Origin of the sequence: Amycolatopsis sp. NPDC052450 (assembly GCF_044547565.1) — a bacterium.
In the GTDB taxonomy this organism is placed as follows: Bacteria; Actinomycetota; Actinomycetes; order Mycobacteriales; family Pseudonocardiaceae; genus Amycolatopsis.
Genome location: NZ_JBIUAQ010000010.1, coordinates 202690 through 217259, shown reverse-complemented (window position 1 = coordinate 217259; position 14570 = coordinate 202690). Strand labels below are relative to the sequence as shown.

General features: G+C 65.7%; 17 protein-coding genes and 2 pseudogenes. 11 read left to right on the top strand and 8 right to left on the bottom strand.

Annotated features, from left to right (window positions below):
• Positions 1-133: 133 nt before the first annotated feature.
• The 9 genes and pseudogenes from ACIHAO_RS19420 to ACIHAO_RS19380 all read left to right on the top strand — a co-directional run bounded on the left by ACIHAO_RS19420 (position 134) and on the right by ACIHAO_RS19380 (position 5999).
• The gene (locus ACIHAO_RS19420) at positions 134-370 is read left to right on the top strand and encodes a hypothetical protein (protein ID WP_396559634.1); all 237 of its coding nucleotides are present in this window, start codon (positions 134-136) and stop codon (positions 368-370) included.
• Between the two features lie 813 nt (positions 371-1183).
• Positions 1184-1429: a DUF397 domain-containing protein gene (locus ACIHAO_RS19415; protein ID WP_396559632.1), complete on the top strand. Its 246-nt coding sequence runs from the start codon at positions 1184-1186 to the stop codon at positions 1427-1429.
• 196 nt (positions 1430-1625) lie between these two features.
• Positions 1626-2453, top strand: coding sequence for a helix-turn-helix transcriptional regulator (locus tag ACIHAO_RS19410; RefSeq protein WP_396559630.1), 828 nt, complete (start codon positions 1626-1628; stop codon positions 2451-2453).
• Positions 2454-2509: 56 nt separating this feature from the next.
• Complete coding sequence (locus ACIHAO_RS19405; protein ID WP_396559628.1) at positions 2510-3391, top strand: SAM-dependent methyltransferase; 882 nt, start codon at positions 2510-2512, stop codon at positions 3389-3391.
• Positions 3392-3564: 173 nt separating this feature from the next.
• Positions 3565-3768: a hypothetical protein gene (locus tag ACIHAO_RS19400; protein WP_396559626.1), complete on the top strand. Its 204-nt coding sequence runs from the start codon at positions 3565-3567 to the stop codon at positions 3766-3768.
• Between the two features lie 348 nt (positions 3769-4116).
• Positions 4117-4347 (top strand): annotated as a pseudogene (locus ACIHAO_RS19395) (NAD(P)-binding domain-containing protein); the annotation flags it as partial.
• 28 nt (positions 4348-4375) lie between these two features.
• On the top strand, positions 4376-4516 hold the full coding sequence (locus tag ACIHAO_RS19390) for a hypothetical protein (protein ID WP_396559747.1): 141 nt from the start codon (positions 4376-4378) through the stop codon (positions 4514-4516).
• 24 nt (positions 4517-4540) lie between these two features.
• Positions 4541-4810: a hypothetical protein gene (locus tag ACIHAO_RS19385; protein WP_396559745.1), complete on the top strand. Its 270-nt coding sequence runs from the start codon at positions 4541-4543 to the stop codon at positions 4808-4810.
• An 814-nt stretch (positions 4811-5624) separates the two neighbouring features.
• On the top strand, positions 5625-5999 hold the full coding sequence (locus ACIHAO_RS19380) for a DUF2188 domain-containing protein (RefSeq protein WP_396559741.1): 375 nt from the start codon (positions 5625-5627) through the stop codon (positions 5997-5999).
• Between the two features lie 227 nt (positions 6000-6226).
• Here ACIHAO_RS19380 and ACIHAO_RS19375 read toward each other — a convergent pair whose 3' ends face one another.
• The 6 genes and pseudogenes from ACIHAO_RS19375 to ACIHAO_RS19350 form a co-directional block, all read right to left on the bottom strand.
• Entirely contained in the window at positions 6227-6907 is a 681-nt protein-coding gene (locus tag ACIHAO_RS19375; RefSeq protein WP_396559624.1) for a PAS and ANTAR domain-containing protein, read from the bottom strand.
• Between the two features lie 162 nt (positions 6908-7069).
• A pseudogene (locus ACIHAO_RS19370) lies at positions 7070-7213 on the bottom strand (short-chain dehydrogenase); the annotation flags it as partial.
• Positions 7214-7252: 39 nt separating this feature from the next.
• Positions 7253-7714 carry an NUDIX domain-containing protein gene (locus ACIHAO_RS19365; protein ID WP_396559622.1) on the bottom strand — a complete coding sequence of 154 codons (462 nt, stop codon included), beginning with the start codon at positions 7712-7714 and terminating at the stop codon, positions 7253-7255.
• A 71-nt stretch (positions 7715-7785) separates the two neighbouring features.
• On the bottom strand, positions 7786-8406 hold the full coding sequence (gene tmk, locus ACIHAO_RS19360) for a dTMP kinase (protein ID WP_396559620.1): 621 nt from the start codon (positions 8404-8406) through the stop codon (positions 7786-7788).
• A gap of 17 nt (positions 8407-8423) precedes the next feature.
• On the bottom strand, positions 8424-9887 hold the full coding sequence (locus ACIHAO_RS19355) for a B12-binding domain-containing radical SAM protein (RefSeq protein ID WP_396559618.1): 1464 nt from the start codon (positions 9885-9887) through the stop codon (positions 8424-8426).
• Positions 9865-10584, bottom strand: a complete 720-nt coding sequence (locus tag ACIHAO_RS19350; protein WP_396559616.1) for a hypothetical protein — start codon at positions 10582-10584, stop codon at positions 9865-9867. The genes ACIHAO_RS19355 and ACIHAO_RS19350 overlap by 23 nt, the downstream gene beginning before the upstream one ends.
• Before the next feature lie 503 nt (positions 10585-11087).
• Here ACIHAO_RS19350 and ACIHAO_RS19345 point away from each other — a divergent pair.
• Both ACIHAO_RS19345 and ACIHAO_RS19340 read left to right on the top strand, forming a co-directional pair.
• The gene (locus ACIHAO_RS19345; RefSeq protein WP_396559614.1) at positions 11088-12374 is read left to right on the top strand and encodes a helix-turn-helix domain-containing protein; all 1287 of its coding nucleotides are present in this window, start codon (positions 11088-11090) and stop codon (positions 12372-12374) included.
• A 14-nt stretch (positions 12375-12388) separates the two neighbouring features.
• Positions 12389-12748, top strand: coding sequence for a hypothetical protein (locus tag ACIHAO_RS19340; protein WP_396559612.1), 360 nt, complete (start codon positions 12389-12391; stop codon positions 12746-12748).
• A gap of 333 nt (positions 12749-13081) precedes the next feature.
• Here ACIHAO_RS19340 and ACIHAO_RS19335 read toward each other — a convergent pair whose 3' ends face one another.
• Both ACIHAO_RS19335 and ACIHAO_RS19330 read right to left on the bottom strand, forming a co-directional pair.
• A complete protein-coding gene (locus ACIHAO_RS19335) occupies positions 13082-13615 on the bottom strand; it encodes a hypothetical protein (RefSeq protein ID WP_396559610.1) in 534 nt (177 codons plus the stop codon).
• Positions 13612-14520: a helix-turn-helix domain-containing protein gene (locus ACIHAO_RS19330; protein WP_396559608.1), complete on the bottom strand. Its 909-nt coding sequence runs from the start codon at positions 14518-14520 to the stop codon at positions 13612-13614. The genes ACIHAO_RS19335 and ACIHAO_RS19330 overlap by 4 nt, the downstream gene beginning before the upstream one ends.
• Between the last annotated feature and the right edge of the window lie 50 nt (positions 14521-14570).

Genomic DNA, 14570 nt, shown 5'->3' with positions numbered 1-14570 from the left:
GACCACCCGACCGGGCCCGGATCCGACGCGGGTCACGATCATCTTCACCGGTGACGGTCCGGCGTTTTGCCGGCAGTCGCCCATCGTGGCGTCCCTGGGGCCACGACGGGCGCGGGGTGCGCATCGTCGACCGGTGCCCTCGGTGATCGAGCTGATCGGGGACATCGTGGACAGCTCGGCCAGGACGTTGCGGACATTGTTGCTGGCCAGCGTGCTACTCACGCTCCTGCTCGCCGGAGTCGTCCTGAGTGCACGAAGTGTCCTCGCCGGCATCGGCGCGGTGCCCACTACGATCGTCAGTGTCCTGCTGGCTGTTTTACTGGGTCGCCGACGCGACGGCCGAACCTCGGAAACGGACCGGAAGAGCTGACCAGGTGAAGGATGGGGCCGGTTCCGCACCTGTATGCCGCCGCGGAACCGGCCCTACCTCCCAGCACGATCCCGTCGGCCGCTTGCCACATTGCCGGAGGATCACCTGCGCATTCAGCAACGAGGAGCGAATCGTGCCATAGGAGCAGCTGCACTGCCCGGCCAGTGCTCAGTGGAACAGACGGGATCAATTCCGATACCCCACCCTTCCTGAGTTAGGACGCGGCGAGCAGTGCACCGGGATATCCCGACCTCGTCGACGAGCAGCTCGACACCGTCGCCGGCCCGGCATCGAGGCGTCACCCGTTCGCGCACGTCGATATCCTGCGCCTCCACACATGCTCCCGGGTGCCGCGTCGCACCGGGAAGTTGGATACCAGCCTCCAGCAGTAACCGCCGGACCGTGTCCGGTCGGCGCTGCACCTCCGCATCGAGCAGCGGGATGGACACCTCACCTTGCTGGGACCGCGCAGTGAGCTGAGAGGCTACGTGTTTCCGGCGGTGGTCACGTAACGGACGGATCCCGCCAGTCATCGGCACGGCCAGAGATTCGCGGGCCACGATATCGGTCAGTTTGGGACAGAACCGCCGCATTCCCGCCCTGTATTCGGCGAACGGTTGGCTGGCGCCCACAAAGGCTTGGGTGACTGCGCTCGTGAGTTAGCACGAGCATCTGCTCGATACGCGAGCCATTCGGGTGAATGTCTGCCATGCAACCAGCCGATTGCCCTCCATGCCCTTGCGCTCGGAATATTCAAGTCCGACGCTGGAACTAGAATAGTCCAACATTTCAAAGGTACTTGACGAGGGGGCAGTGATGAGGTTTTACGAACCTGGCGGCGTCGACGGGACCTTCGCTGATCAGGGGTGGCAGCGCCCGCACCTCTGCGGGCCCAACTCCGGCTCCTGCGTGGAGGTCAACTTAGGGAATCGAGGCTTAGTGGGCGTTCGCGACAGTAAGAATCCCGACTCCCCGGTCCTGGTCTTTGACGACGAGGAATGGGAGCGCTTCCTCGAAGCGGCCAACGCGGGGCAGTTCCGGCGCAACCACAGGGAGTAACCCGCGGCTGGTGCTCACGTGGTTTCATCAACCCCACACGGCTGATGACCTCAATTGACGTGCCACACTCAGGCGAATTAGGCCGCGCCGTGTCCTACAATTGAGGAGTACTTCACCGCCGATTGGACGACACACTCTCGTGGCTCGTTTCGCTCCACCGCCCTCAGTCGCGACCCAACAGCGTGAACTCGGTCGCATGATCGCCGCCGCGAGGCGTGCGCGGGGACTGACCCAGCAGGACCTCGGGGACGCTATCGGCTACTCACAACCGAACGTCAGCAAGATCGAACGCGCCACCCTGCAGATCCGGCCGGCGGAACTGAAAAAGATCATCGCCACACTCGAGGTCACCTCAGCGGACGCCGAGAAAATGCAGGCGCTCAACGAAGCCGCCGAGGCGAGGCGGGTACGAGCGGAATTCCGGCTCGCCGCCACACCCGGCTGGTTCCGCGACATCCTCACCGCGGAAGGGGAGGCGAAGGCGATCTACAGCTGGACCGGTGAGCGGATCTCGGGGCTGCTGCAGTGCGAAAGCTACATGCTCGACCAGTTCCTGGCGAGCGGACGCGACGACGTGGACGACGCTGTCCACGAACGGCAGATCCGCACCCAACTGTTCGAACGGCACCCCGACCGCGACTACCACTTCATCATCAGCGAGAGCGCGGTCGAGCGGCTCCGCGGAGCACGCAAGATCGGCGGGATGGCGGTCGCACTCGAGCAACTCCGCCACATGATCGACCTGGCCGAACGACACCCGTCGGTCACCATCCAGATCGTCCCGTTCGACGACGGACCACTGTACGCCGAACTCGACTTCCATGTGCTCCAGTTCGACGACAGCGACCAGGACTTCGCCTACAACGAATCGATCAACGGCCTCACCACCCACGACAAGAAAGAAGTCCCCCACCATCTCGACGCCTGGCAAGCCATGCACAACAGTGCCCTCACCCCCGAGAAATCGATCGCCCTACTCCGCCAGGCCGCGGCCGGGTGCACACGCCCACCGCACCAGACCTGATCCGAACAGCTACCCGACGCATCTTCGACACCACGACCTGGAAGGAGACACACTCCGTGTCCGAGCCGAATGAGGAACAGTTCCCCCCGCCCGGGGTCGATCTCACACACCCGAGCCCGGCGCGAATCTACGACTACGCCCTCGGCGGCACCAGCAACTGGGAAATCGACCGGCAGTTCGCCGACAGGCTGATCGCCGACTATCCCATGGTCAAGTCCATCGCCCTCGCCAACCGCATGTTCCTGCACCGCGCCGTACGACACCTCGTCAAAGCTGGCATACGCCAATTCATCGACATCGGGTCCGGCCTGCCCACCATGGGCCATACCCATGAAGTCGCCGATCGCCTCGCCCCCGAGCAAGCTCGGGTAGTCTACGTCGACTACGAGCCCGTCGCCGTCGCCCACTCCCGCAGTATCCTGCATGAACACGGCGACGAAAACCGGCACACTGCCATCCACGCCGACATGCGCGATACAGACCGGCTTTGGGACGCCATCGCCGATACCGGCATCCTCGACCTCGATCAACCCGTCGCGCTGCTACTCATCGCCGTCCTGCATTTTCAGCAACCCCCAGCGCAACCCGACACCGACAGCGATGACATCGGCGCGAGCGTCGTCGCCCGCTACCGCGAACTCCTCCCCCCGAATTCCTACCTGGCTATCTCCCATGCCACCAACCACAACGTCCCCGCCACCCAAGCCAAATTGCTCGCCGACCTCAAAGCCCTCTACGACAACCTCAGCAGCCCCGCGATCTGGCGTACCCACCAGGAAGTCACCGACCTCTTCGGCAACTTCACTCTCCTCCCACCCGGCGTCACCTGGACCCCCCTCTGGCACCCCGAAGAAGCCACCAGTCACGACATCACCATCCAATTCAACGATCCCAGTGAATCCGTCATCCTCGCCGGCATCGCACAAAAGGAAACCTGACGACCTCGGTACAGCGTTTCCTTGGGCGGGTTAGCAGTCTCGGATGGGACATTCGTGAGTCTCACGGACCGATTTGCCCACGGCGAGAACATGTTCCAGATCTGCCATGCGAGCCGATCCTGGCGACGTCGAGGGAAGGTCCTGGCTTGCCGAATGGCGGGCGTGCTGACGTGGTGGAAGCGACGAGAGTCAATCCAGCGGCCCTCGCTTACCTCGGTCGCTACACCGGTTTCTTTCGGGCGCATTCGGAGTCAGACCTGCGGATCTTCTTCGTCTGGTGTCAGGATCGCGAACTCGTCCCGTTGGCAGCGGGCGAGCCCTACATCGTCAAGGGCAACCGGCCCACGCTGCACGCCCAGCACGCCGACCTGCCCTAGAAGACGATCCCTGTCCTCGACCAGGCCCGCGGACGCGGGCACAGCCGGACCGAGACCCGCACCCCGCGACTATGCGCGATCACCGGACCGGGCGACGCGGGTATCAGGTTTCCGCACGCCCGCCTGGCTGCCCGGATTGTCCGCCGCCGGCGCCCGAGCAGCGATACGAAGCGGTAGTCCACCGAGACCGTCTACGCAGTCACCAGTTTCGGGTATGCCGACGTCCGCGCCGCCAGGCTCTCGGAGAAACCCGAGGAAGCCAACAAGAACATCCTCGACTTCCTCGCCCGCTGATCACGCGCCAACCGCCAGATCAGTGGAATCACCAAACGAAGGAAAGGAAACGACATGATCGCTGAGAAGACTCCCGTCACCGTTATCGGTCTCGGCCCGATGGGGGCGGCCCTCGCGGCCGCATTCGTGAAGTCCGGCCACCCCACGACGGTGTGGAACCGCACGGCGGCCAAGGCGGACGCGCTCGTTGCCGACGGGGCCGTCCTGGCCGAATCTCCTGCCAAGGCGGCCGCTGCCAGTCCACTCGTGATCGTCTGTGTGCTCGACTACGACGCGTCGGACGCGATCCTGGAGCCGATCGCCGAAGACGCTGATGGGCCGCACACTGATCAACCTCACGGCCGACACCCCGGCACGATCCCCGCCCGCCGCGGCCTGGGCCGCCGAACACGGCGTCCACTACGTGGACGGCCGTCGATTCCGGCCGTTGCTCACCGAGGAGATGCGCGAATGAGACGCTTTCGCCGAACGGTATCCGGTGCTCGTCGGCCCGGTCTGCACCTGGCGCCCGTTCGATGCCGACCCGTTCGACTCGGAGCAGGGCCTGCGCGTCGTGTTCGGCATGCGGCTGTGTACGGCGACCACCTGCGTCGGCGTCTCGGTGGTCGCGGGGCCCACCGGTGTCGACGACGGTCAGCCACTCGGCGTGCAGCTGGTCGGGCCGTGCGACCGCGAAGACGTCTGCCTGGACGCGGCTCGCGCACTCGGGTCCCGCTTTGGCATCCTCGGCCCTGTCCGTCAGCCATAGGTATCGACGCAGGTTGCAGGCGTACCCGCGGGTGCCGGCTTTGGTGAGCCCGTCGAGTCCGTCGCAGGTGTTCACGGCGGTGCCGGCGGAGTCGGTGCGGGACTGGATCTGGCCGGTGTCGTGTCGTCGGCACGGCTGTAGCGGTAGCTGCAGGAGAACGCGACCTTGCCGATGGGTCGGTGACAGAGCGCTCGTCTTCTACGTCATTGACCCGTGGGTGAGGCGGGGCGGGGCAAGGGCGTTGTCCACGCTTCCGGCGTCGCTGCGCTGGGGAGTTCTGGTGCTGTCCACGCAGACTCTCGGTTGGGTGACGCTGACGAAGGCGGTGTCGGCGTGGAGACGGGCGGGATGGAAGTGGCCGGTTCCCGGCGTGCGTGCGTACGCCGGGAACCGGCCACAGTGGCCAGGCGGCGTGATCTAGGGGAGGGTCGCGCCGCGACCAGGTAATCCCACCCTGGGATTCCTGGAGATCTACCCGTATTTCCGAGGGTGGGAAACCGCACGTTCAGGTGGTGTAGCGAGCGACGTCCCGCACCGTCAGACACGCGACCGCGAGCAGGGTGGGGAGGTACGCCCGGCGGTCAGTTACACGAGGCGGGACTAGAGGGCAGCGCCATGAGTACGCACCCGCCTGCGCCATTCCGGCGAGAGACCGATCGGACGACGTTCGTACAGCTATGGGACCGGTACTCGCTGGCGCGTCGGTGTTGATGCGGAGGAGTGCAGCGGTGCATGGTGACGGCGCGACTACTTCGAGGTCGGCCGGTGGAAGAACAAGGTCGAGAGCAGCACGTGCGCGGCCAGTGTCCATGACATCAAGGCCGAGGCCACAGAGAAGGGCCGTGACATGGCGCGGGAACGTAAGGTCGAGCACTTCATCCGGAATCAGGACGGCCAGATCGGCGAGCGCAACACCTGCGGTCATGCCCCCGCAACATCCCCGGCTGAGCACCCGAAGCCCCGCGCTCTGTTTAAGCACCCCAGGGGGTGGCACTCATGGCACAGGGTGTTGTTCAGAGAACAGCAGCGCTCTGGTCCCGCCGGTTTACCCTGTGTCCGGCGGGACACAGGTAATTTCCCAAGGACGAGCCCAGTAAGGATCCGGGTCTCCGCCGGCGCTCCCTACTCGTCTGGCGCCGACCTCCGGTTCGCGGAACGCGGCTCGGGAGGCCATACGCCTGCAGCGTGACACCGAGTTCGGTGAGATCTCTGAATCCATACCCCAAGTTGCCGCCGAGCGCTCCGCAGTGGACCGGTGAGGTCGTAACTCGCAACGCGATGACGGCGCCTCGGCGACGTGGTATCTCCGTCAGCTGCGCGACCCTGATCATCGCGGTGCCGCGAGCGACAAGGTACGGCCGGCGAGCGGAGGCCCGGTTGCGTAGTGGGTCTCGGACCGTGGGCGCGCCCGGTGGCCTAGGCGGTGGGCGGGTCGGGGTGGTGGATGGTCAGCAGGAGGTGGTCGAACCGGGTGCGCTGGTCGGCGGGGCCGCCGCCGAGGGTGCTGAGGGCGGCGGCGAGTTTCTCGGCGAGTACCCGCAGTTTGGTGTTGGTCTCCTGGGATCTCCACTGCAGGACGTGGAAGGCCTGCTCGGCGTTGATGCCGTAGACGAGCATGAGCGCGCCTTTGGCCTGTTCGATGGCGGCGCGGGCTTCGAGGAGTTCGGGAAGTGTTTCGTTCAGGATCTGTCGGCGGTGGTCGTCCGAGTTTAGGTCGATGTAGTAGCCGGTGGTGCCGATGGTGGAGCCGGTGTCGTCGTAGAGCCGGTCGCCGACGACCAGCACGTGGTGTTCGAGGCCGGTGGTGTCGATGATGCGGTGACGGCTGCAGAACACGGCGCCTTCGTTGACCGTTGCGGCCAGGGTCCCAGCGACCGTGTCGCGGCCCTCGGGGTGTTTGTGCGACAGTAGTAACTCGGTGGTGGGCTGGATAGTTCCCGGCGCGTAGCCGTGAAGCCTGGCGACTTCGTCGGACCATTCCCATGTCTGGTCGGCGAAGTAGAACCGGAAACTGCCGACGGCGTGCGGGCGTCCAGCGATGATGCTGCTCAACTGTGAACGCGGAGCATTCATCTCGGAGGCGGCGGTGTCGGTCACCGGCTCATTTTGCCAAGGCCGCGACCGGCGCGGAAGTCCACTCCAAGGGCAGATCGGTCCCGCCTCAGGGACGACGTCCTTTCCGCCTCGGGTGCCACCGTCTGGATTACGGCTCTGGGTTTGGATCGAGGCTGAGCGGTGCAGCTCGACGTGCCGGTGCGGGTGCCCGAAGCTGCTGACGGTCACCACTCGGGAGTCGGGCGAGCGCAGCATCGCCTCGAGCAGGAGTCCGGTGAGCGCGAAGTGCCCGAGGTGGTTCACCCCGAACTGCAGGTCGAATCCGTCCTGGGTCTTCTGCCGAGGCGGTGCTCGAATCCTGTTTTGATGGGATCGAGCACGGGCTGTTCAGGCCAGTGCGGGCTGCGGCTGGTCTGCCCAGCCGAGCAGGCCGAACGGGACGCCGTCGAGGTAGGCGCGGATGCCGGCGAGCGGGTACGGGATGACGTCGTCGGGCAGGTTGTCGAGCGGGAACCACTTGACGGCCGAGCACTTGTCGGGCTCGCGGTTGTGCGGCTCCCCGGACCACCGGCGGGTTTCGAAGAACACGCCGAGCCTCGGTACGGGGCCGGAGCCAGTGACGTGCACGGTGCAGGCGTGGCGTAGATCGGCGGGGTCGATGGTCACTCCGACTTCTTCGGTGGCCTCCCGTGCTGCACCGGCTGGAAGGGATTCGTTGGCGTCGAGTTTGCCGGAGGGAAGGTGCCACATTCCGTCGCCGTAGGTGCCGCGTCGCTGTGTGAGGAGTAGCTGGTCGTCGCGGATGAGCAGGATGTGCACGTCGATGATGGTGTGTTGGCCGTCGAACATCCGGCGAGATCCTCACGAGGTAGCGGTGTCGAACCTGCGAGCCCGCCCGCGCTGGCGGGCTCGCAGGCAGGCTACGCCGTGGCCGCTTCCTGGGTGGGACCGTCTATGAGGTCGGCGATTCGGCCGGTGAGGTAGGTCGCGATGTCGACTGGGGAAGCTTCGCTGGTGTCTACCGCGACGATCGGGTGTCGCCACCATGTCAGCCGTCGGGCTGCTTCTTCGTAGAGCTTGCTTTCCTGTCGGCTGCTGTCCTCGCCGCTGTGGAACCGGTCGTGCGCGCCTCGGGCGGCTACTCGTTTCGCGGTCACGGCGGGCGGCGCTTGCAAGATGATGGAGAGGTCGGGTCGGTCGGCCGCTGCGTTGATCGCTTCGATGAACGGCAACGGGACTTCGTCCATGCGTTGCAGCACGAAGGACGAGGCGACGTAGCGGTCGCACACGACGATATGCCCGCTCTCGAGGTATGGACGTACTTCGGTCTCGAGGTGGTGATACCGGTCTGCGGCGACCAAACACGCCAGCGTGTACCCGCGGTAAATCTCGGTGTTGTGCCGGGCGGTCTCGCCGAGCGCGCCGTGCGACGGTTCGGTCGTGGCGTGCACCCGGTATCCGCGTTGGGCGAGGAATTTGCGCAGCAGGCGGGTTGTCGTGGTCTTGCCGACGCCGGCGGGTCCGTCGAGGGTGACGAACACTCCGCGGTGAGTGGGGGTCACGCGGCCGCCCTGCGGTCGTACTGCGCGCGGGAGACCGTGACGAGGTTGCGCCGGATGTAGTCGATGGGTGCCTCGCTCAACTGGATGTTGACGGAGAAATTGAACTCGTCGCGCTCGCGCATCGACTCGTCGACGCCGTCGGAGGTGAGGTCAACGGCGGTGTAGTTGAGCAGTTGCTCGGCCGTGTACTTGCCCGTCTTCATCAGCTCGCCCCAGTCAGGCGTACCGGGGTACGGGCGGTACTCGAACGCCGAGGCCCGGAACCGGCCCGGTAAGGGGTCGGTGATGTCCCACAGGTCGTGCACGAGCCGCACGGTGTCGTCGATCTCGGCACAGGTCTCGGTCGGAAAGCCCAGGATGAAATAGCCCTTGACGTTGATCCCGCGCTCGGTGAGGCGGCGCACCACCGTGCGTGCCATGTCCGGGGTGATGCGCTTGTCGATCCGGGCGAGCATCCGCGCGTTGCCGGACTCGACGCCGAGTGCGACCTCGCGCAGGCCGTTCTCGGCGAGGGTGTCGAGCATGGCGTCGCTCGTGCGGTACAGCACGTTGATTCGGCCGGTGGCGTCCCACTTCGCCCAGTCGCCGACGTGGTCCGCGGTGAACGCGTTCATCATCGTTGTGATGACGCGGGGGACGCCGAGGAACAGGTCGTCGACGAACCGGAAGGCGTTCACGCCGGTCCCGCGGAGCTGGTCCATCTCGGTGAGGATGTTGTGCGGCTCGCGGGTGCGGATGGTGATGTCCGGGTTCGCCGAGACTGCGGCGCCGCAGAACGAGCAGTCGTAGGGGCAGCCGCGGGCGCCGACCATGTTGGCCTCAAGGCGGCCGTTGTCGCGGTGTGGGTCTTGGATGAGGTAGCCGCGGTTGACGAACGGCAACGCGTTGATGTCCGGCGTCAGGTAGTGCTCGTTTTTGAGGCCGATTCCGCCTGTGACCGGCTTACGCATGATCGGGTCGAGCCACATCACCCCGGGCAGCTCGGTCCGCCGCTTGTGGTCGTCGAGCAGCGCGGCGACTCGCGTCTCGCCTTCGCCGATCACCAGGGCTTCGCACTGGCTCATCCGCTGGTCGCACAGGATCTCGGCCGGCATGGCTTTCGCCTGGTGGCCGCCAAGCATGACCATGATGTCGCGGTCGAGCCGCTCGGCGATCCGGGCGCTGATCTCGTACGTAGGGGCCAGCAGGTTGAACCCGGCCCACCGCGGCACGGACGCGTTCACCAGTCGGGTGGTCTGCTCGACGCCGAGCCCGTGCGCCTCGGCGTCGAGCACGCCGACGTTGAACCCTTGCGCGGCCGCGTAGGTGGCGATGTAGGCCATGCCGAGCACCGGGAGCGTGAAGTCGTTCACCCGCGGGCGCTCGTCGTAGTCGCGCAGCGGCGCGTTGACGAACAGGAGATCGATCTCCCGGCGGAGGTCGGCGCCGGCGATCAGGTCAGAGGGCAACTCCGGTTGCATGTCGAACTCCCCAAGCGAGGGTGAGCAGCGTCCACTCGGACAACTGCGCGCCGGCCATCGCTTGCCACAACCGCCCGAACTCAGGTTCGGGTTTCGGCCAGTCGACCGAAGGGGCGAGCTTGCCCGCCCAGGTGCGCACCGCGAGGTCAGCGAACGGATAGAGGCTGTAGTCGTTGGTGACGTCGGCGACCGTGGCCCCGGCCGTCCACGGGCCGATCCGACGGACGCCCTGCATCGCGCCGACGAGCTGCTCGCCCGTCATGCCCGCCCAGTCCTCGGCCGCCTTGAGGCTCGCCTCGGCGGCCGAGCGCAGGCCGCCGCGGAAGAACTTCATCCGTAGCACGTCGAACTCGTCGTCGGATAGGGCGAGCACGGTCTCGGGTGAGGGGAATAACCACGCCGGACCGGCTGCGGTGTCGTACCGCTCGCCGTAGGCTTCGCAGAATCGGCGGTAGTTCTCGCGCGCGGTCCCGGCCTTGATCACCTGCCGGGTCACCGCCAGGCCGAGGGCTTCCCACACATCCGAGGTCCGTACGCGAGCGACCGGGCCGTCGGATCGCAACGGATCGCACACCGCGGCATCGCCCACCAGAGTCCGCGGGTCGACCGTGTCGACAACAGGCGCGACGTCAGTGTCGCCGGAGAGCCGGATTGTGTCGACCAGATGCCCGCCGGTTGGCGCCGGTGTGCAGGTCACCGACCACACCGAACCTGCCGATCGGAGCACGCGCCGAGCGCGCCCGTCATCGTCACGCAGCCATCCGTAGTGATCAAGCATCATGATTGGGTGCGACACGTTCGGCCCTTCTCGCGTTGGTTCCCGGCATTCTCGCGGGCGGTGAACGCCCGGTTCCGCACCGACCGCATATTGCGGCTAACACGGCTTGCCTGCTGATGGCTCAAGGGCTGTCACAGGGTTCTCCTCGTGTGTCGCGGTCTGCGCGAGGCGTCCGTGGACGGCTTATAGAGGAGCCGACGACGTTCGGGTTATCTGATCTCAGGCAACCCTCGATGGCGTCCGGGTACCAGAGCGCGCACTGCGCATCAACTACGCACAAAGCAGGCATCGAAGCGCCTGACCTGCATAAACGTCCCTTTTTGCGGTCGTGGTCCGAACGGGTACAGCTGGCTGAACAGTGATCAGGCATGGCAGGTTTCTGGCTATCGTGACCGGTGACCAACGGGGCAGGGTGGTGTTACATGGGCGACCGGCGGACTGCTTTCGCCGTACGGCGGGAGGCGATGGGCTACACCCAGGAGACCTTCGCGGCCGCGGTGATGGTGGAGTCCTCCACCGTCAGCCGGTGGGAACGGGGAGAAGTGGCTCCGCAGACCTTCCGCAGGCCCCTGATCGCGAAGGCGCTCGGCGTCACCCTGCACGAACTGGGTACGTTGCTAGGGCAGGCACCGGCTCCGGCGCGGTACCCGGCGACCGTGGCCGTAGCTCCACCCGATCTTGCGGAGGCCGACGACATGAACCGTCGCGACCTGCTGCGCCTGTTCAGCGTGACAGGGGCACTGCTGGCGCTGCCCCCGGCAGCCGGAGAAGTCGACCGGGCCGCCGCGGTGGTGAGCGGCGGCGCCCTCGACACCGCGAGGGCGGAGGAAATCGCTGTGTTCGCCAATCATCTGTGGCGGGTGTATGGGCTGGCGTCGAACAAGAGCCAGGTGCTGCCGCTTGTGCGGACCCAGCTCGAGGTGCTCACCGACGCCCTGCGCCACTCGCAGGCACCCACGATCCGGCAACAGCTTTGCCGGATGGCCGCGGACCTGTTCCAGTTGGCCGGCGAAATCTACTTCGACGGCGACCGCTACACCGACGCGGCTCACTGCTACACCCTGGCCGCGGACGCGAGTAAGGAAGCCGGAGAGCCGGATCTGTGGGCCTGCGCGCTGACCCGGCACGCGTTCATCGCTCTCTACGAACGCAAGTTCGTCGACGCTGCCCTGCTGCTCGATCTGGCCGCCACTCTGGCGTCCCGGGGTGACACCGACTTGTCGACCCGGCACTGGGTGGCCGCTGTCCAAGCGGAAACCTTCGCGGGCCTCGGCGACCTCGACGCCTGCCAGCGTGCGCTCGACACAGCGGCAGGAGTCCAGCACCTGAACGGGCCCGTGCACAACGGCGGCTGGCTCCGCTTCGACGGTTCCCGCCTAGCCGAGGAACGCGGCACCTGCTATGTCGCGCTCGGCCGTCTCGACCTGGCCGAAGAAGCCCTGGCCGATGCCCTCACCGGCACGCTCACCACCCGGCGGAAGGCCGGCGTACTGACCGACCTGGCCATGATCGGGGTCCACCGCGCCGATCCCGACCAGGTCATCACTTACGCCGAGGCCGTCCTAGTCACCGCACGCCAGACGGGATCCGGGGTGGTCGCTCGCAAACTGCGTGACCTCCGGCCACACCTGGCCCCGTTGCTCGCCGATCAGAACATTCAGCGACTCGACGCCGAGATCGCCGACCTCGTCAGCGGCCACGCCGCATAGTGGAGGAAGACAGCATGTCCAACGACCGTGGCCGTGTATTTCGCGAAGCCTGGATCGCCGGAGTCATCAAGCACTACCCCGGCGAACCGAAACCCGGCTACATCACGCCCTGGGACGAGACACCGGACTGGGAACGCGACGCCGCCACCGCCGTCTACGACCAAGTACTGGCGTTCATTACCACCACGAACGGCGCCACCGCCAAGCTCACTCCAAACCAGAAGGGCCGCTTCGTCGCCTTGTGCTGGATCGGCCAAATCTTCAAACACTTCCCCGACCCGAAACCGTCCTACGTCGCGGACTGGGACAACCTCCCCGGCTGGCAGCAAGCCACCGACATCGACATCTTCGAACGCATCGAACAGGACGCTTAGAACCTGCCCTAGGCAGGCCGCAACCACAGGCAGGGACTCGTCACTGAAGCCCCGAGACTCCGTCTCAGTGACAGGTTCCTTCGCACGGGCGGTCTGCTTCTGGCCCTACATCGCCGTCCAAGTTGTTGTATCCCGTGACCGCGGCCGCGAAGAACGTTCGCCCTTCGTCCCATTGGTACTCGATCGCTTCCTGGGGCGCTGTGATGTTTGTCGGTGACGATCTGTCGCACGTTCTCGAAGTCGCGTTTGGTGTCTTCGCTGCTCATGGTGCTCTCTTACTTCGGGGAATGATGCGCTGAGGCCAGTGGCCAAGTGCGTCCTGACGTCGTATCGCTACTGATGACCACGCTCCGGGGCCGGGCGACCGGAGACAAGATCTGCCAGGGTGCCGTGCGGCAAAATATCGAGCCGGACCCACAGCAGCCTGTCTGCGGTCGTCTCCTCGCGGCCGCTGCTGCGGATCGCGTCACGGTGGTCGGCCACGGCCTGCGCGAGTGTCCGCAGCGTAGTCCGGACCTCGTCGATCGCGCGGTTCCGCGTGAGAAGGCGGACTCGGTGCTCTAGCTCGGCTCGGCGTTCACGTGCGCGGTTCGCGAAGTGGACGGTACGTGACTTCCATTCCTCGTACTCGGATGCCGCTTGCCGGTACTCCATACGGTTGCCCTCGAAGGCGCGCAGTTCGGCCCTGCGTTTGAGGAAGGAAACCTCGACCTGTTTGATCAGCATGCCGAGCGCGCGATAGGTCTGCTGGAGCCGCTCATCATCGGCTGTCATCGCCCGCCAGCGTGCCGCGTCCGGCCGGTTGATGTCCTGGCCGACCGCTTCGACGGCTGCACGGGCATCGTCGACGGCGTAGGGGAGCCTCATTCCCGCGCTTCCAGCGACGCCTCATCACGGCCCTGGGTCAGCGGCTGGTCTTGTTCTAGATGCCGCTCGATATCCGCCAGTGTCCTGGTGAACCATTCTCGAGTCTCTCGCCGACTGAGTGCCAGGTTCGCCAAGTGTTCCAGCTGACTTTCGTAGAAAGCGATGTCCCCTGGGCGCTCGAGGAAGAGGCTGGCGGTGGGCGCCTGAAGGTGGAGAACCGGCGGATGCTCGTCGTGCCGGTACAACGTGAACCCTGTGCAGAACTCAGCTGTCGAATCGCCTGCGAGTACGAGTCGGACGTGGCAGTGGGGAAGTGAGGACAGGATCGACAGATGCACCAGCTGCTCGTGTGCGACTGCCAGGTTGGCGGGAAGTGCCGTCTCGGAAATATAGAAGGTGAACGGGCCGTGTCGGCGTGTCCACGATGTTTGTCGATCGAGGCGATCCTGCACTGCGGCGTCGAGCGCGGGCCCGTCCTGATAGCGAAACTTCGTGAGGACAGTACGGATGTACGGCTCGATTTGGAGATGCCGGGGGATGCCTCGGGGGTCGTAGGTGGTGAAGGAGTCGCTTTCGGTATCGAGCAGGGTGACGACGAGAAGTCCGTCGGGACAGCCCGCAGGGTGGAGTCTGGCCAGGTAGCCGTCGTCAGGTTGGCGGTCTAAGGCCACGAGGCGGTCGAACTCGGCGGTCGTCGCTTTCGCCCATCCGAGATAGAATCCGACCCTTCCTTCCTTGGCTTTTGTGATTCCGGCCTCTAACCGCGAAATAGACGAGTGAGCCCAGTTCAGCTTGGACGCCATGGTTGCTGCCTGATATCCGGCGCGTTCACGGATTCGTCGAAGTTCGGCGCCCAACTCCCTTCGTTTGATGCTGGAGGTAAATTTCTCATCTTTCGCGTGCATGGGATCCTCGTTGTCGTGCTGGGCTATGGAATAGCATCGGGAGCTTGTTG